The 16349-nt window shown below is 69.0% G+C and carries 15 protein-coding genes; 7 read left to right on the top strand and 8 right to left on the bottom strand.

The features are described 5' to 3' along the window. Positions 1-54 precede the first annotated feature (54 nt). The gene (locus tag HDA40_RS40835) at positions 55-2961 is read left to right on the top strand and encodes an ATP-binding protein (protein WP_253763450.1); all 2907 of its coding nucleotides are present in this window, start codon (positions 55-57) and stop codon (positions 2959-2961) included. Here the strand turns inward: HDA40_RS40835 and HDA40_RS40830 are convergent. Together HDA40_RS40830 and HDA40_RS40825 are read right to left on the bottom strand one after the other, a co-directional pair. Next, a complete protein-coding gene (locus HDA40_RS40830) occupies positions 2940-3755 on the bottom strand; it encodes an ABC transporter permease (RefSeq protein WP_253763449.1) in 816 nt (271 codons plus the stop codon). The genes HDA40_RS40835 and HDA40_RS40830 overlap by 22 nt on opposite strands. Next, complete coding sequence (locus tag HDA40_RS40825) at positions 3752-4777, bottom strand: ATP-binding cassette domain-containing protein (RefSeq protein ID WP_253763448.1); 1026 nt, start codon at positions 4775-4777, stop codon at positions 3752-3754. The genes HDA40_RS40830 and HDA40_RS40825 overlap by 4 nt, the downstream gene beginning before the upstream one ends. 151 nt (positions 4778-4928) lie before the next feature. Here HDA40_RS40825 and HDA40_RS40820 point away from each other — a divergent pair, with 151 nt between their 5' ends. From HDA40_RS40820 to HDA40_RS40810, 3 genes are all read left to right on the top strand, one after another. After that, positions 4929-6092, top strand: coding sequence for a hypothetical protein (locus HDA40_RS40820; protein ID WP_253763447.1), 1164 nt, complete (start codon positions 4929-4931; stop codon positions 6090-6092). A gap of 73 nt (positions 6093-6165) precedes the next feature. After that, positions 6166-6810, top strand: a complete 645-nt coding sequence (locus tag HDA40_RS40815) for a Fic family protein (RefSeq protein ID WP_253763446.1) — start codon at positions 6166-6168, stop codon at positions 6808-6810. Between the two features lies 1 nt (position 6811). Next, positions 6812-7378, top strand: a complete 567-nt coding sequence (locus HDA40_RS40810) for a hypothetical protein (RefSeq protein WP_253763445.1) — start codon at positions 6812-6814, stop codon at positions 7376-7378. Positions 7379-7435: 57 nt separating this feature from the next. Here HDA40_RS40810 and HDA40_RS40805 read toward each other — a convergent pair whose 3' ends face one another. Further along, positions 7436-8101, bottom strand: coding sequence for a macro domain-containing protein (locus tag HDA40_RS40805; protein ID WP_253763444.1), 666 nt, complete (start codon positions 8099-8101; stop codon positions 7436-7438). Positions 8102-8367: 266 nt separating this feature from the next. Here HDA40_RS40805 and HDA40_RS40800 point away from each other — a divergent pair, with 266 nt between their 5' ends. Next, positions 8368-9984 (top strand): ADP-ribosyltransferase domain-containing protein, encoded by a 1617-nt coding sequence (locus tag HDA40_RS40800; RefSeq protein ID WP_253763443.1) that lies wholly within the window; start codon positions 8368-8370, stop codon positions 9982-9984. A 165-nt stretch (positions 9985-10149) separates the two neighbouring features. On the opposite strand, the gene HDA40_RS40795 is transcribed toward HDA40_RS40800, so the two are convergent. The 3 genes from HDA40_RS40795 to HDA40_RS40785 form a co-directional block, all read right to left on the bottom strand. Further along, positions 10150-11034 (bottom strand): hypothetical protein, encoded by an 885-nt coding sequence (locus HDA40_RS40795; protein WP_253763442.1) that lies wholly within the window; start codon positions 11032-11034, stop codon positions 10150-10152. Between the two features lie 219 nt (positions 11035-11253). Continuing rightward, positions 11254-12096, bottom strand: a complete 843-nt coding sequence (locus tag HDA40_RS40790; protein ID WP_253763441.1) for a methyltransferase domain-containing protein — start codon at positions 12094-12096, stop codon at positions 11254-11256. Between the two features lie 119 nt (positions 12097-12215). After that, positions 12216-12752 carry a DUF402 domain-containing protein gene (locus HDA40_RS40785; protein WP_253763440.1) on the bottom strand — a complete coding sequence of 179 codons (537 nt, stop codon included), beginning with the start codon at positions 12750-12752 and terminating at the stop codon, positions 12216-12218. Between the two features lie 231 nt (positions 12753-12983). Here HDA40_RS40785 and HDA40_RS40780 point away from each other — a divergent pair, with 231 nt between their 5' ends. Together HDA40_RS40780 and HDA40_RS40775 are read left to right on the top strand one after the other, a co-directional pair. Next, positions 12984-13493: a GNAT family N-acetyltransferase gene (locus HDA40_RS40780; RefSeq protein ID WP_253763439.1), complete on the top strand. Its 510-nt coding sequence runs from the start codon at positions 12984-12986 to the stop codon at positions 13491-13493. A 181-nt stretch (positions 13494-13674) separates the two neighbouring features. Next, positions 13675-13986 (top strand): hypothetical protein, encoded by a 312-nt coding sequence (locus HDA40_RS40775; RefSeq protein WP_253763438.1) that lies wholly within the window; start codon positions 13675-13677, stop codon positions 13984-13986. A 191-nt stretch (positions 13987-14177) separates the two neighbouring features. On the opposite strand, the gene HDA40_RS40770 is transcribed toward HDA40_RS40775, so the two are convergent. Together HDA40_RS40770 and HDA40_RS40765 are read right to left on the bottom strand one after the other, a co-directional pair. Further along, a complete protein-coding gene (locus HDA40_RS40770) occupies positions 14178-16151 on the bottom strand; it encodes an alpha/beta hydrolase family protein (RefSeq protein ID WP_253763979.1) in 1974 nt (657 codons plus the stop codon). Beyond that, a complete protein-coding gene (locus HDA40_RS40765) occupies positions 16144-16302 on the bottom strand; it encodes a hypothetical protein (protein WP_253763437.1) in 159 nt (52 codons plus the stop codon). Before HDA40_RS40765 ends, HDA40_RS40770 begins: the two co-directional genes overlap by 8 nt. Positions 16303-16349 lie beyond the last annotated feature (47 nt).

The following is a 16349-nucleotide window of genomic DNA, read 5'->3' as shown; positions in this document are numbered from 1 at the left end:
TACGCAGGCAGGCACGACCTACATTGGGACAGGCCAGCAGAGGAGGTGTACGCGATGAGCAGGCTGACCGTGCTCGACGAGGTCGCCTGGGACGGCCGCGAGATCGCCGGCGACCGTACGGCGACGCTGCTGCGGGCACTCGCCGACGCCGGACCGGCCGGGCTCAGCGCGGACGAGCTGGCCGACGAGGTGTGGGCCGACGGCTTGCCGGCGAACCCTCGTAAGGCTTTGCAGGTCGTGGTCTCCCGGGCGCGGACCGCGACGGCCGCCGAGGTGATCGAACGCACCCGGCAGGGCTACCGGCTCAATCTCGCCCCGGCCGACGTGGACGCCTGGGCGTTGCGCCCGGAAGGACTGCGCCTGGCCGCCGATGGCAAGTACGCCGACGCCGTGCCGCTGCTGGAACGGGCGGCGCCCGACGACGACGTGGAGGTCATGACCGCACTGTTGCGTGCCCTCGCCGGCACCCAGGGCGTGCCGTCGGCGCTGGCCCGCTTCGAGCAGTATCGGGCCCGGCTGGCCGACGCGTTCGGCGTCGACCCGCCGCCCCAACTGCGCGCGCTGCATCTGGAGCTGCTCGCCGCGGACCGTCCGATCCGCAGCGGGATCCGGTACGACGTGGACCGCTTGATCGGGCGCGAGGCCGACATCGCCGCGCTGCGTACCCTCGTACGCGGCCACCGGGTCGTCTCGATCGTCGGCCCCGGCGGGCTCGGCAAGACCCGGCTGGCACAGCTGGTCGCCCGCTCGGCCGAACAGCCAGTGGTCCACGTCGTGGAGCTCGCGGGCCTCACCTCCCCCGCTGGGGTGGCCGTCGAGGTCGGCGACGTGCTGGGAATTCGTGACGCGGCGGCTGGGCGTACCGGTCCGGCGCGGCCGACCGACCTGCTCGCCCGGCTGGTCGACGCGGTCGGCACGATTCCGACGCTGCTCGTCCTGGACAACTGCGAGCACCTCGTCGAAGCGGCGGCCGACCTCGTCGCCACGCTGGTGAGCCGCACTCCCAATCTGACGGTGCTCACCACCAGCCGGGTCCCCCTCGGCCTACCCGCGGAGCGGACCTACCCGCTGCCGGTGCTCCCGCCCGCCGAGGCGGCGACGTTGTTCCGCGAGCGGGCGACCGCCGCCCGGCCTGACGTCACGCTGGATCCGGCCGAGGTGAGTGCGGTCGTCGACCGGCTGGACGGCCTGCCGCTGGCCCTGGAGCTCGCGGCGGCGAAGGTCCGCTCGATGACGGTCCCCGAGATCGCCCGAGGGCTCGACGACCGGTTCGCCCTGCTGCGCGGCGGCAGCCGCGCGGTCCCCGAACGCCACCAGACCCTGCACGCGGTCATCGACTGGTCGTGGAACCTGCTGACCGAGGACCAGCGGTTCGCGCTGCGCCGCCTGGCGGTCTTCCGTGACGGCTTCAGCCTCGACGGAGCCACCGCCGTGCTCGGCCACGACGCCCGCGAGGTCGTCGCCGAGCTGGTCGATCACTCACTCGTCGCGGTCCGGGAACAGGGACGGATACGCTTCAGGCTGCTGGAAACGGTACGCGAATTCAGCCGGATGCGGCTGGTCGACGCCGGGGACGACGAGGCGGCCGGGCAGGCTTTGCGGGCCTGGGCGGTCGACATGGCGCAGCAGGCCATGCGGCGCCTTTGCACACCGGATCAGGTCGCGACGATGACGCGGGTGCGGCAGGAGGAAGGCAACCTCGTCGACGTCCTGCGATCCGGGCTGGCCGCCGGCGACGTGAGCACCGTGACGACCCTGTACGCCCTGCTGGTCGGGTTCTGGCTGATCGAGGGCTCCCACGACAAGGTCGTCGGCACCGCGGCCGAGGCCGTCGCGCTGACTCTGTCGGAGCCGACCCCGCCGCAGCTCGCCGACGCCACCCGGATCAGCCTCGGTATCGCCGGAACCAACCAGATGATCTTCCAGGGGAAGGTCGAAGAGCAACTCCTGGACCGCCTGCGGCAGCTCGGCCCCGGAACCGATCCGCTCACGGCGTCGATGGTCACGGTGCTCCTCGCCTGGTGCGCCGAACCGGACCGGCAGGTCGAACGACTCCAGCAGATTTCGGAGGACCCGGATCCGGCCGTCGCCCGGCTGGCGCTGATGTGGGCCTCGCACGCGTACGAGAATCTCGGGGATCTGGTCGCTTCCCAGGCCGCTGCCCACCGCGCGCTGGAGCTGTGCGACGACGAACAGGGGCCGTGGATGCGCGGGCTCCTCTCGGCCACGATCAGCGGTCTGGCGTTCCAGTGCGGCGATCTGCCGACAGCGGCCCGGTACGCCGAAGCGGCGCTGCCGGTGCTGCGAGCACTCGGCGCGCACGAGGATCATGCGCAGACCCTGGCTCTGCTGGCGATGCTCGCGATCCACGAGGGCCGCTTCGACGACGCCGAGCAGATCTTCGACGAAGTCGCCGGCGAGGACTCCGCCAACGCCCTGCCCAGCCCGCTGGAACTGATGTGGGGTCGGGCCGAGTTGCTGCTCGCCCGCGGTGACATCGACGCCGGCCTCACCGCCTACACGCACGCGCTCACCGCGATCCGGGCGCACGGGCTGGGGCAGGCGCGGGCGGCCTTCGCGCCGTGGCACGTGTTCGCCCACGCGGCGGTGGTCGCGGCGCACGTGCGGCACGGCCGCCCGTTCCGCGACGGACGCGATGAGCTGTTGCACACCGCGCGGGCGTCCCTGGCCCACGACGGTTTCGTCGACGTGCCGGTCCTCGGCTGCGCGCTGTTCGCGCTGGGAGTCTGGGAGCTGACGTTCGGGGATCGGGCGACCGGCGCCACGCTGCTGGCGTACGCGCAGCGGTTCGCGTACAACCGCATGCTCCCGAGTTTCGACTGGCGCTGGGCGACGTCGCTCGCGCAGCCGGCCGAGATCCCGCCTGGGGACCCGGCGCAGCTGCGCGAGCCGTTGCGTGCCGTGCTGGCCGGCGTGAGTCAGCCGATCTTGCGGTTGTAGGAGACGACCGCGAGCGGCGCGAAGATCGCCACGACCACGGCGCAGCCCAGGACCGCCCAGCCGACGTTGGACGTGACCGAGCCGGCGTTCATGAGGTCCCGCGTGGCGTTGATGACGAGCGTGACCGGATTGACCTTGACGAAGGCCTGAAGCCATCCGGGCAGCGTCTGGGTGGGGACGAAGGCGTTCGACAGGAATGTCAGCGGAAACATGATCATCATTCCGACGCCCTGGACGGCCTGAGCCGTACGCAGCAACGTGCCGAGCCACGCGAAGATCCAAGACAGCGACCACCCGGCGAAGACGACCAAGACCCAGCCCGCGGCGACGCCCAGCACTCCCCCGCCCGGCCGGTAGCCCATGAGCAGCCCGGTGAAGATGGTCAGCGTGGCCGCGATCCCGTAGCGCAGCATGTCGGCGGCCATCGGCCCGGCCAGCGGCGCGATGCGGGACATCGGCAGCGAGCGGAACCGGTCGAAGACGCCTTTGTCCATGTCCTCTCGCATCTGGGTGCCGGTGGCCATGCACGCGGTCAGCGACGTCTGGGCGAGGATGCCGGTGATGATCGTCGGCAGGTAGCTCTTGACGTCGCCGGCGATCGCGCCGCCGAAGATGTAGGTGAACATCGCCGTGAACAACAGCGGCTGGACGATGACGTCGAAGAACTGCTCCGGGTTGCGTTGCATCTTCTTCAACGCACGCCACGCCATCGCCGCCGTATGCGTGACCGTGTCGGTCAGCGACGTGTGACTGCTCAACTGGCGCTCAGACGCTGGAATGATCATCGTCGTCATCGGGACTCCTCGGAATCGGACGCGGCATCGGTGTAGTGGCCGGTGATGGCGAGGAAGACCTCGTCGAGCGTCGGCTGGCGGACCGACGCCGTCGCGATGCCGATCTCGGCCGTACGCAACGCGATGAGCACGTCCGCGGCCCGGTTCGGGTCCGGTAGCGCGATGGACATGCCGCCCGCCTCCGGGGTGAGCGCGGGCGCCTCCCCCAGGATCCGGGCCGCCAGCCCGGCCGCCTCACCGGTCCGGCTCACGTCCGTCAGCTGCACGTAGAGCGTGGAATTGCCGACGGCCGCCTTCAGCTCGTTCGGCGTACCCTCGGCCACCTTGCGGCCACGGTCGACCACTGCGATCCGGTCGGCGAGCTGATCGGCCTCATCCAGATACTGGGTGGTGAGCAGCACCGTCGCGCCGTCGCGGATCAGCTCGCGGATCGTGTCCCACATCTGGCCCCTGGTACGCGGATCGAGACCGGTCGTCGGCTCGTCCAGGAAGATCAACGGCGGCCGGGAGATCAGCGACGCGGCCAGGTCGAGCCGCCGCCGCATACCGCCGGAGAAGGTCTTGATCTGGCGGTGCGCGGCATCTGCCAGGCCGAACTTGTCCAACAGTTCGCTGGCCCGGCTCTTCGCCGGCTTCGATTTCAGGCCGACCAGCCGGCCGAAGAGCCAGAGGTTCTCCGCGGCGGTGAGGTTCTCGTCGACGGAGGCGTACTGGCCGGTCACGCCGACGAGCTGCCGGATCTGGTGGGGCCGGTCCGCGACGTCGACACCGAAGATGGTGGCCTTGCCGCCGTCGATCGTCAGCAGCGTCGCCAACATCCTCAGCATCGTCGTCTTGCCGGCGCCGTTCGGGCCGAGCACGCCGAAGACCTCGCCCATGTTCACCCGCAGGTCGATCCCGTCGACGGCGACGACGTCGCCGAAGCGCTTCACCAGCCCCGTCGCCTCGACGGCCAGGTCGCCCTGCTGCCGTTGGACGCCGGTCGTGGCGCCCTGGCGGATCGTGGTGTCAGTCAGGTTCATGCGACCACTCTGACTGATACGACTTGCAGCGTGGTTACACGCCGCCTTCACGGCTGGTCCACGTGCTATCGCCCCAGATCGCGACCGCGACCGCCAACGCCGGGACGGCGGACCGACTAAGCTGGTCGGCTGCCGTAGGAAAGGGCCGAGCGTGACGACTGACCGGGTCCATCTCCCCGAGTTCTCGAGACTCACCTGGAGCGCCGTGGATCCCGCCGCGCGGCCCACGTTCAACCCGGCCGGCGTCGCGGAGTTGGTGCGGATGCTGCCACCGGCGGCCGACGTCCCGCCGCCTGGCACCGACTGGCGGCTCGTCGGGTTCTGGTACGACCGGATGACGGAGGCGCTGGTCGAGCACTTGGGCGACTGGGTGGTGGGCTGGTCGTTCACCTTCGCGATGGAGGACTACCAGGATCGCGGCGTCGTTCCAGTTTGGCGGGCGCGACGTCCTGCGGTGACGACCCCGCAGGAGACGCTGACCTGCATCGCTGACGCTGTGGTGGCCTGGCATGACCTGCTGGTCGAGTTCGCCACCGATGACGAAGGCCGCTTCACGGCGGCGGGCCCGCCGGCAGCGGACGGCACGGGCGAGCCACCGGCCTGGCGGGTTGTCCGGGGCGCCGGCCAGGTCACCCTCTACACTCTGCCCCGGGACCTCCGTCTACCGCATCCCAGTCAGCTGAGCTGGGCGGACACCGACCTCCGGGATCGGGCCCTCGATCCGAACATGGTTCTGGCTGTGGTGAGTGATCTGATCGCTGCGGCCGAACTCCCGTCGCCTCGGGCCGACTGGCGTCTCCGAGATCTGTGGCTGGAGAACGTGTCCGCCGGGCTTATCGAGCGGTACGGGCGGTGGGCGGTGGGTTGGCGCTGGTCACTCGGCGAAGGCGACCTCGATGGTGGACCGGTAGGCTCGTGGTGCTGCTTCAGGCATTCCGTCACTACGCCGGAAGCGACCGCGACCGCGATCTCTGCCGCCCTGGTGGAGTGGCGCGGCTGGCTCGACGACGTGGCGGAACGGTTCAACCGGTTCCTGCCTCTTCCCGCCGACGACCTGGACGGATGGGAGCGCGCGGTCGCGCACCTGGTGACCGCGGTCGGTGACAGCACTCACTACGAATCCGGTTGGTACCGCTGCTGTGTGACCGTGCTGGGCTGGTTTCTCGATGCGGCCGGGATCGAGTCCACCCGCCGGGCGGAGCTGCTCGAGCACGCCGTCGCCGGCCGCTTCAACAGTTGGGTGGAGCCGCCGCGAGCGGTTGTGACGTCGGTAGCTGAGGACCTGGCGCGGCAGGTGACTGTTGACCGCGCCTGACCACCTGGCGGTTTGGCAACGGTTGCGCAAAACCGTCGGGTGGCGGAATCTCGTTCCACATCCGACGATGCCGGTGCCCGCGATCCGTGACGGCTTCGTCGATTTCGCCCGCGGGTCGTCCAGGCACAGCCCGCGACGGCTGTGCCGGTTGCTGGCCGCGTACGACGACGTGCGACGTGAAGCCGCCTCCGACGCCGACCTCACCGTGAGTCTCCTGGCTCGCTGGAACCGGGTCATCCGTGGCGTCGCGGTCGCCCAGTTCCGCCAGTCGCCGGCGTATGCGAAGAACGGCCGGGAACGGTACGGGCTGCACGCCGACACTGAGCTGCGGTTCGCCGCATGTCTGGTGGAGACCACCGATCGCGAAGCACCGGTGACGGCCCGCGCGGCTCGCGCCTACCTCGATGTCGCCTTCTTCCACCCCTACGACGACGGCAATGCTCGTCTGGCCGGACTGGTGCTCCAGTTCGTGTTACTGCGTGAGAGCGTCGAACTCGACGACCTCACGCCGATCCTCACGACGCCGCGGCGCGCCGACGACGCTGACGGAGCAGCGGACCTCGCCCGGCTCGTTCACGGCATCGCCACGGCCACCCATCGCCGCTGGGTGCGAGCGAACAGGCACGCGGCAATCGAGGATGCGGGCGGATTCCAGCCGTCTTCGCGACAACCATTTTCGCCCCGGTGTTCCGGGCGCGGCACCACCAGGGAGGTGTGACATGGCGACCGGCATCTGGGCCGTCCTGGCCGAGGCGGAGAGGCTCGCGTGGTCGTTCACGCCTTTCGAGCACGTCGGCCCGTTGCGGTTCGGCATGACGCACGACCAGGCGCGAGCCGCAGTACGCGGCTCCCTCAGCGTCGCGGCCTCGTTGGGCGCCTCGGACGGGGATGGATGGGCCGAGTTCTGGCTGGAGCGGCGAACTGAGATGCCCGGCCGGCTAGCGGTGACCACGTACTACGACGAGTCCATCGGCCTGGCAGGCATCGTCATTAATGCCCTACGTGGTCCGCAGGTGACCCTGGACGGTATGCGTTTGGTCGCGCAGACACCCTCGCGCATGGAGAGGGAGATCGCCGACTACCTCAAGACTTGCGGCCACGAGCTGTGGTACTCGCAGCAGGCTGATCCGTGGTCACCGCAGCTCGGGTTGGTACTGCGAATTCAGCGAGCCGGCGATATCGTGCTGAGCCGCCCGGTGATGGTGGCGGAGGCATGGGCTGATCGCTGTGGGGACACCACCGAAGGTCTCCTCCCGATGCGGGAGTGGACGACCTTCGAGTGGTGACCCCTGCCCGGCCAAGCTTGTCACGGCCTGGACGCCGCCAGTGCATCCGCCGTGAGCTCAGCGGCGGGCCGGGGGTTGGATGCGGGCGCGCTCGGTCTCGGGGCGGCGGTCGATGTCGCCGAGCTGGGCCTTGATCGTCGTCCGGAGGTCGTCGTAGGTCGGGAAGCGGAAATCGTTGAAGAGCGTGTAGCCGGTCCACATCAGGTTGGCGCAGACCTGGGCCGGGACCCGGCCGGTCGCCGCGCCCAGGCCGACCAGTGCCACTGAGCCGATGCTCCCCGGCTCCGCCGCGTTTTGCATGTGGATCGCCTGGAACGCGGCGGCGCAGGCGAACGCTACGTTCAACTTCGCGCTGACGTCCTCAGCGGAGCGCACCATGGTTGGCGTCGAGATCAGGAACTGGGGTTCGGCTGCACCGGACCGGACGCACACTGCGCTTCCCACCGGCATCGAGGTGCCGAACTGTGCCCGGATCGCCCGCTGCACCCGCAATTGGATCCCGGCGCCGAGGTGCTGCTTGATGACCGCGTCAACACCGCCGTCCATCCGCCCGTGCGAGTTGGTGGGGCTGACCCAGGCGTCGACGGCCTGATTCATGATCGATCCGGAGACGATCTCGACTTCCGGGTTGTCGGCGAACGCCGAGCGCCATGCCTGCACGACTTTGGCGTTGATGTCGGTGAGGACCACTCGCACCTGCGGCTTATCTTGCTCATTGGTCATGGCTCGACTCCGATGTAGAGGGACTGTGCTCCGGCGGGCCAGAAAGTAGCACCGGGCACCGACAGCTTTCGGCAGACGTACCTCGACCATGGAAATCGACTTCATCTTGATCGAAGGCCGTCTTCTTGTCGGTTGATCGCCGTAGGCTTCGCCGCGCCGGAATGCCCACAGTGGTGAGTGCTCGGGAGACTGATGACGTTTCCTCGGCCTCGTCCGCCTATTCTCTCCGTGCCCTTGCGGCACGACGACAGATCGGGGAACGCACGATGAGCGACAGTGGACCCTCGACGACGCCCGACCCCATCGATCCGCTCGGCCTGACCGAGCTCTTCGCTGGTGGCGGCGAGCCCTGGCTGCCGCTGCTGAAGCCGGTCATCGAGGCGAATCCGGCCGCGCCCGCGTTCATCGGCCCGGGTCGCGGACCGCACGTCGGCCCGGTCCGGGAACTGACCTTCCAAGCCCTCAAGCCGCACCCGGCACACAAGTGGAAGGTCGTGGTCTTCGGCCAGGAGCCCTATCCACGGCAGGAGAGCGCCACCGGCATCGCCATGTTCGACAACGCCTTCCACAACTGGGCCGACAGCCTGTTCGGCCGGACGGTCTCGATCCGCTGCATCATCAAGGCGGCGGCCATGGGCAAGTACGGCATTCCCAAGACGACCTCGATCGGCGATCTGCGGGCCCTGCTGAAGAAGCAGGACATCGTGCAGCCGCCGGAGTGGTTCCAGGCGATGCTCACCCAGGGGGTGCTGCTGTTCCACGCTGCCCTCACCACGAGCCTCGACGGGGCGATGAGCACCGAGCAGCACACCGCGTTCTGGCGGCCCGCGGTCGAGCGCGTGATCGAGGAGATCTTCAAGGCGAAGCAGCACGCCGACGAGTCCGACCGGGGTGTGGTCTTCGCGTGGTGGGGCACCCACGCCCGTAGCCTCAAAACCGTTGTGCTCCAGCTCCAAAAGCGCTACCCGGATGTGCAGGTGCGGCACATCGACCACGCCAACCCGGCGGCGCGGGGCGAACTGTTCTGCGATGGTGACCACTTCACGCAGATCAACGCGGCGTTGGGAGAGGTCGGAGCCGAGCAGATCGACTGGTTGCCCAGCAAGGATTGGGACCAGACCTCGACGGCCGGCAAGGGCACCGACCCCGACACCGCCAGCCGGATGGGCGCCTTCATCACCTCGACGATGGAGTTGCACAAGCTCTACCTGGAGCGGCTCGCCAGCGTCAAGGACGAGGGTCTGGTACTTCCGGCGATCACTGGCGTGTTCGACACGCCGCTGATGGACATCCAGGAGGCGATCGGCCCGGTGACCAAGGTGCTGTCCGGTCTCGACTGGTACGTGAGCCAGGCACACGAGTTCGGCCAGTCGCGGGCGGAGAAGGACACCGTCGGGCTGTCCGCCGACGAGGTGGCCGCGCTCTATCTCTACACCTGCGAGTCGGCGTTCTACCGGGAGATCAACGCCACCCTGCGCCACCCCGACCGCAGCCGCATCACCCCCTACCTGGCCTACCTCCGGCTGCTGTTCTCCGCGGTGTCCCGGCTGCCCGCCCGCACCGAGCCGTTGTGGCGCGGCGTATCGCTGGACCTGCGCGCGCAATACCCGCTCGGCCAGACGGTCACCTGGTGGGGCGTGTCCTCGTGCACCTCCAAACTTGGTGTGGCGAAAGCGTTTCTCGGACCTCGCGGCAAGCGCACCCTCTTCGAGGTACGTCCCGTCCGGGCGGTTGGCATCCGCAGCTTCTCGGCGTTTTCCGGCGAGGAGGAGTTCATCCTCGCTCCTGGTACTCAGCTCGAGGTCACCGACGTGAGGGCCGAGCGTGGCGGCCTGTGCACGGTCCAGCTGACCGAGCTGACCGAAGAGCCGCTCGTGGCCTAATCCGAAATGACAGCGCCCCGGCGAGCGCAGCTAACCGGGGCGACCTTTGCGAGGGGCACGCGGACGACGTCGACGCCGACGTCGTCCGCGGTGATGTCGGCGTCATCGCGCTTCAGCAGGCGCGCGTGCCGCCGCCAGTCAGCTATCAGCTGGACCAGTACCTCGTCAGGCCGCCGCACGCCAGCTGCTCGGGAGGCCGTGTACGCCGGTGGAATGGCGGTTGTGGCCGTTCGCGTCCATCAGCCAGATCATCGGGTCGGTGGTGAGGCCCGGGAGTTCCGGATCGTGGACGCCGGGGCCTTGTCCGTACGCCAGCCACCGCCCGTCGGGCGACCACACCGGGCTGATCTCCTGCACGTCGGGGGTGTTGGTAAGCCTGCGTACCGTGCCGGACACGGCGTTCACCAGCCACAGATCGCCGAGCGCCTCGATGGCGATCACTCTGCCGTTCGGGCTCCAGTCCAGGCGGTACGCCCCCGGCATCTCGTTGAGGCTACGCATGTCGACACCGTCGGCGCTGTAGACGCGGATGCCGGGGTAGACCGCCGTGGCGAAGTGACGGCCGTCAGGCGCCCACGCGGCGATGAGGTCGTTGTTGCCGTGAGTTTCCGTCAGGTTCACCCACCCAGACGGATAACCCTCCCGGTGCACCGCCACGATGTCGCCACCGGACTCGGCGACGACCCATTGCCCGTCCGGTGACCAGCGCGGATACGCAGGCCCGTACGGCGCGTCCACCAGCCATCGATCGTCAGTGCCGTCGGAAGCCATGGTCCGTAGGCTGTAACCCTGGATGTACGCGATCCTGTTGCCGTCGGGCGAGTAATCCGGCGAGGCGCCGAATCCCAACTGCATGGCGAAGTCCTGGCCGTCGAGGCCGTTCGGGCGAACGCTCTTGAGTGCCCCGTAGACACCCGTCGAGCCGTCGAACTGAAGATAGAGGATGCGACCGCCCGGTTCTGGACCGGCGGCGCTCGCTGTCGGCGCCGGCGACACGAGCAGCAGGACGACTGCCATCGCGGCGGCGGACCAGTGTCGATATCCCCGCATGGAGGGCTCCCTCGTAGTCGGTGAATCAACCACAGTAATCGATATATCGAGCACCGAACTCATCCACATGGCCGTCGTCAGTCCGACGCTGTGGTGCTTTCCCACTCGCCGATCTCAGCGCAGCCCCGGCCGATACCGAGCCATCGGACTGGCCGGTGAGCCGGGGTCCGCCTCGCTTCCGCCGCCCTCCATCCGCATGCGACGCTCAGGGCAGGCCACTCAGTCCGGGCGGCGTCCCCAGGCTGAGATCAGCGGCGCGAGCGTGAGGTCGAGGTCGCCGGCATCGACGGCGGCGAGGTGCGCGTCGATCTCGGCGTCGTCGGCCAGCCCGGCGGCAAGCAGCTCCGCCCGGACCATACGGACCGTCGCGGCCTCCAGCCGGCCGCAAGCAGTGCCGCCGACCGGGAAGCAGCCCGCTGCTGCGACATCGACGAGGCCCGCCGACCGCAACGCCTGCGGCAATGTACGGCCGAAGCGCATGTCGGCGCCCCGGCGGGTCATCAACGCCCGGAAGGCACGCCGCAGCCGGTTGGCGCGCTGCTGTGCCGGGCCGACCTCGTCGAGGCAGGCCAGCGGCTGCAGCTCGGTGTCGGCGTCCTCGATCAGCAGCCAACCGCCAGGCCGCAGCGCCGCCACCATCGACGCCAGCGCCCGGGCCCGGTCAGGCACGTGGACGAGCACGAGCCGCGCGTGCACAACGTCGAACGTGCCCGGCTGCGGCGTCGGGTCGGCAACGATGTCGTGGCGGCGCACCTCGTACTCGCCGTGCGGGTCCAACCAGGCCGGGTTGATGTCGGTGGCCAGCACGTAACCGGATGGCCCGACGGCGGCGGCGAGCGCCTCGGGAACACTGGGACCCCCTGCGCCGACTTCCCAGCAGCGCCAGCCGTCCCTCAGCCCGAGCCGGTCGAAATGCCCACGCGTGACTCCGTCGAACAACTCGGCCAGCCAAATGAACCGCTCGCCCGCCTCCACCCGGGTGTTGTCGAGCAGGTAGCGGTGATCGGGGGAAGACCCGGGGGCGTCCGGCTCAAGGCCGGGATCCGGCTGCGGTGAACTCATGCCCACATCCTCACTGCCAACCACCTGTCGTGTCCGCGCGACACAGGATGATTACGCGCGATTTACGACAGGCAAGGCAGCCGGGCGACGTCGATACGAGCCAAGCCCGGTACGCGGGTTCAGGAACCCGCCTTGATCAGGGACCAGTCTCGGTGGAAGCTGGCGTCGGCGAGCGACGTGACGGCTTGCGGCGGAAAGTCGGGCCAGGTACGCAGTACTTCGTCGCGCCGGTTGAGCCTGCGGTCGAGGAAGCGCTGTGTGCGGATGAGCCCGTCGGCGGCTTCGGCGGGTGTGAGCTCGCCGCGTTCGACGGCGGCTGCGTACTCGTCGAGGTCGAGAACTCGGTAGGGGTGGTCGGGTGGTCCGACGATGACGTCGATCCACAGATCCTCGACGGCCACTTGATCTCGCGTCTCGGTCACCTTGACGAGGTCGCAGTACCACCAGCCTTGTTGCTCGGGTGGGAAGATCACCGGCTGGTTGATCTGAATTCCGTCGTCGAGCAGGATGTAGCTGCGTTGCTCGTAGTGGACCCCGTGCAGGTCGAAGCCCCAGTCGTAGACGATCACGTCATCGTGTCGGCGTCCGGCCGCGCGAATCCGGTGGTCGCGGATCACGGTAACGGGTATCAGCTCATTGTCCGGGCTGCCAGTCACGCCGGACAGCGTGCCACCGGCCCGACGTGATCGCATTGCAATTTGCGTCCTGAGCAGGTGCGCGGGTCGACCCGGGAGATCAGCCGAGCGCAGCGGAACCGATGCCGCTTCGGCGGCTCACTTGGACGGCTCGCCATTTCGCCGCCCGCCCACCACCAGGCGGCTATGGCTGACGAGGCCGGCGCCGAAAGGCGTTGGACGTGCTGATTTGCGCGACATACGGTCTGCCGGGTGACGATCGAACTCAGGCCTCTCACGGCAGCGGACGCACAGGCGCATTGTGCTGGGGAAGACGAGCTGACCGTTCGCTGGCTGACGGGGGGCTACGGCACTGTCGAAGGGACCATCGAATTCTTCGAGTGGCTCGCGGGGAATGCCGACGCGCGAGTAGGCAAGCGCGGGTTCGGGATCTGGAAGTCCGGGCGGCTCTGCGGATACATCGACTACAACCCTGACCTCGATGACGGGCTCGACCCTGACGACGTAGCCTTGGCCTACGCGGTCCACCCGTGGGCACGCGGCCACGGCGTCGCGGTCGAGGCAGTCCAGCTCGTCTGCGACGTCCTTCGAGCCGAGGAACTCGGGACGCGAGCCGCTATCCGGGTTGAGCCAGAGAACTCGGCATCGGTTCGTGTGGCACAGAAGGCCGGGTTCAGCTACCTCAGGGATTTTCCGTCCAATCGAGACACTCAACCGGATGGAACGCCGACGACGTTCAGCCTCTACTTGCTGGACCTGTAGCGGATCGCCTGGGCGACGCCCATCCCAATGCCGCCTGAGCGGCCACGCGTACCGGAGGTTGGTCGGGTGCGGGCCGTCCGCGTTCATGGCTGCAAGCTCACTGGTGATCATCCTGTTTGGGCCTCCAGCGTCCGGGGAACCACCTTCGGAACATCGGATCAGACCCGGAGGGGGCACGTTGATGTCGGCTGCCGCGTTCAGTTACACCCAACTGCTACTGGCCTGCGCGGTCACTGCGGTCCTCTTCTCGGCGCTGACAGCAACCGTGATTCACGTCTTGCACGCCGATGTGCGGCATGCCCGCCGTGAGTCCGCCCAGCAACTACGGCAGGCGTACCGGCTGACTTCACTGGCCCGCACCGCGATGTCCAGTGCGGCCGGCGGCCGACGGCTGGAGTTGGCGGCAAGTAGCGCCATCACTACCTTGACCGAACCCACCGACGCCATGCCCAACCTCCAGCAGCGCCCGCGGCACGGCACTTCCCGCCCGTGACCAGCCCGGGCCCGTTAGCAGCTGTGCGGCTCGTGGGAGCAGTCCCGCCCAGACGGTCAAGAAGCGCCGCCCATGACGCCGCGGCGCCCGCATCAAGATCAGCACCGCAGCGTCGGACTGTACCGACGTCGAGGTAAGCGCTGATGCCTCCCTCCCCCAACGATCGATTCGTGATCCGCGCCCTTCCGGCACTATGGCTGCGCGCCTGGGGGTGCCACGGTGGTGAACCAGCTGTCGGCGGTTGAGCGGCGGTCGCCGAGCGCCTTGTCGAGATCCTGCTGTGAGCAGTGCTTGGCCAGGCCCGGAATCAGGCATTGGTGATCGCGTTCCGGGCCGTAGAAGCGGGTGTTGACGACCTCAACGGGATCGAGTGGCGGCGTGAGGCAGATCAGTTGCTCGATTCGGGGTTCGAGCGCTGCCGCGAGCTGACACAGATAGGCGCCGTGCCCGGTGCCGACGAGCCGGACGGGCATGCCTGGCCTGCCCAGGCTCGGCTCGGAGCGCACGAACTCCACCGCCCGCAGCACGTCGTGGACGCGGGCGGCGCCGAGGCTGTCGCCGAGGCCTATCAGGTCGCATACCAGCTTGAACGTCGTGCCGTAGGTGGCCTCGAAGCCGAATTCGTTGATCTGGTGCGCTCGCAACGAACCGGTCGCCCGCACGTCCAGGACGACGACGTGCCGGCCGGCGGCGGCCGCCCGTTCGCAGGCGGCTTGGTACGCGGGGAGGTCGTCGGTGCCGCGATCGAGCACGAGGATGTCGATGCCGTCGGCCGGGCCGGGTGGGTCGAAGACCACGGCGGCGTTGATGATGTCGTGCTCCGGCCACCAGAACGCCTTGCGGACGCCCGGCTTGCGGTCCGGCCACCAGCGCGGGTAGAACTCCGGACCGGGTTCGCGGCCGAATCGCTGGCGTTCCCGCAGCCAGGACAGTCCTTCGCCGGGGTCGGCCTGGGCCAGCCGTTCGCGGTTGAGGTCGAAGACCTGGGGGCTCTCGGGGGCGTCCCAGACGATCTGTCCGGTACGCGTGCACCGTAGATCTGCGGTGCTGAGCAGCGACGGCTCGTTCTCGGGGAACTCCGCCCGCCCGCCGAGGTGACGTGCGAAGAAGCGGACCGCCGCGGTGGCCAGGTGGGGATGCAGGCCGTGGTCGTGGTCGCCGCGCACGTGCTGAAGCGTGTCCGGCGGCGCGCCGAGCAGGTCGAAGATCCGCTGGGTGCGTGCCACCGTCCGTACTGCTCCTTCGACCGGGAAGAAGTCGTAGTTCGCCGACATCACCAGCGTCGGCTTCGGTGCCATCGCGATCAGGAAGTCCTCGTGGTCGAGGCCGTGGAGGACGCCGGCGGGGATGATCTGCTCGGGATCCTGTGCTTGTCCGGACCGCTGGTAATGCTCGCGTGAGCTGACGAAGCAACTGGGGGCCGCGGCCGCCAGCCGCGGTTCGGTCAGCATGAGCCAGGTGGTGAGCGTGCCGCCGCCGCTGTTGCCGGCGACGCCGATGCGGTCGGGGGCGACCTCTGGGCGCGCGGCGAGGTAGTCGAGCATGCGCCGGGCGTCGGAGACGAAATAGCGGGCGATGGAGTCGCCGGCCCACCAGCATTGCACCCCCGCGTGCGAATGCTCGAACACGTTGGCCGGGATGATCTCGCGGCCGTCGGAGTCGAGATAGCTCTTGCGCTCGCCCTGCCCGATGGTGTCGAACGTCAGCGTGACCAGGCCCGCGCGGGCGAGCCGAGCGCACATCGCCTGGTAACGCGATGCCGCCTTGCCGGTGTCGGCGTGCCCGCAGAGGAACAGCACGGCCCCTGCCGGCGCGATGAGCGGCTCCGGCAGGTAGAGGTTGGCGGGGATGAGGACTCCGGAGCCGACGTCGACAAGCAGCTTGTCCACGCGGTATCCGTCCCCGCGCACCGAGCCCGCGGGTTGGGCGGTGGGGACCCGCCGGTCGCCCGGCAGGTCCCCTCCCAGCGCGTCCAGGGCCAGTCGGCGCAGCTCCCACTGCCGCCGCCGTACGTCGTCCGGGGTGAGCAGCTGGTCGTTGGCCGCGCGTCCGGCCGCGAGCAGTTGTCTGGTCCGGCGATAGACGTTGTGCTGAACCTGGAGCGACGGATCCCACATCCCGTCGAGGAACGCGCTGAACCCTGGCGCCGTTTCGGCGTCAGCCATAGGTGCCTACCGGAATGGTGCCCGTCAGGCCGGTGACGGGATTGCCCCAGCGGACGGCGGGCCCGGTGACTGCTCTGGGCAGGTAGGTCGCGGGGGCCAGCGCGACGGCGCCGATCAGCACGGAACGCCGGGCGACAGGTCTGGTGGACACGGAGGTTCCTCCTTCACGACTCGGCCGAGTGTGTGGGGGCACAATTC

Origin of the sequence: Hamadaea flava (genome assembly GCF_024172085.1) — a bacterium.
In the GTDB taxonomy this organism is placed as follows: domain Bacteria; phylum Actinomycetota; class Actinomycetes; order Mycobacteriales; family Micromonosporaceae; genus Hamadaea; species Hamadaea flava.
Note: the sequence above shows the minus strand (reverse complement) of the source record. Positions and strands in the feature narration are given on the sequence as shown.

Coding starts and splice junctions, on each gene's coding strand:
- HDA40_RS40835 (WP_253763450.1), top strand. CDS start 55: ATGAGCAGGCTGACCGTGCTCGACGAGGTCGCCTGGGACGGCCGCGAG.
- HDA40_RS40830 (WP_253763449.1), bottom strand. CDS start 3,755: ATGACGACGATGATCATTCCAGCGTCTGAGCGCCAGTTGAGCAGTCAC.
- HDA40_RS40825 (WP_253763448.1), bottom strand. CDS start 4,777: ATGAACCTGACTGACACCACGATCCGCCAGGGCGCCACGACCGGCGTC.
- HDA40_RS40810 (WP_253763445.1), top strand. CDS start 6,812: ATGGCGACCGGCATCTGGGCCGTCCTGGCCGAGGCGGAGAGGCTCGCG.
- HDA40_RS40805 (WP_253763444.1), bottom strand. CDS start 8,101: ATGACCAATGAGCAAGATAAGCCGCAGGTGCGAGTGGTCCTCACCGAC.
- HDA40_RS40800 (WP_253763443.1), top strand. CDS start 8,368: ATGAGCGACAGTGGACCCTCGACGACGCCCGACCCCATCGATCCGCTC.
- HDA40_RS40795 (WP_253763442.1), bottom strand. CDS start 11,034: ATGCGGGGATATCGACACTGGTCCGCCGCCGCGATGGCAGTCGTCCTG.
- HDA40_RS40790 (WP_253763441.1), bottom strand. CDS start 12,096: ATGAGTTCACCGCAGCCGGATCCCGGCCTTGAGCCGGACGCCCCCGGG.
- HDA40_RS40775 (WP_253763438.1), top strand. CDS start 13,675: ATGTCGGCTGCCGCGTTCAGTTACACCCAACTGCTACTGGCCTGCGCG.
- HDA40_RS40770 (WP_253763979.1), bottom strand. CDS start 16,151: ATGGCTGACGCCGAAACGGCGCCAGGGTTCAGCGCGTTCCTCGACGGG.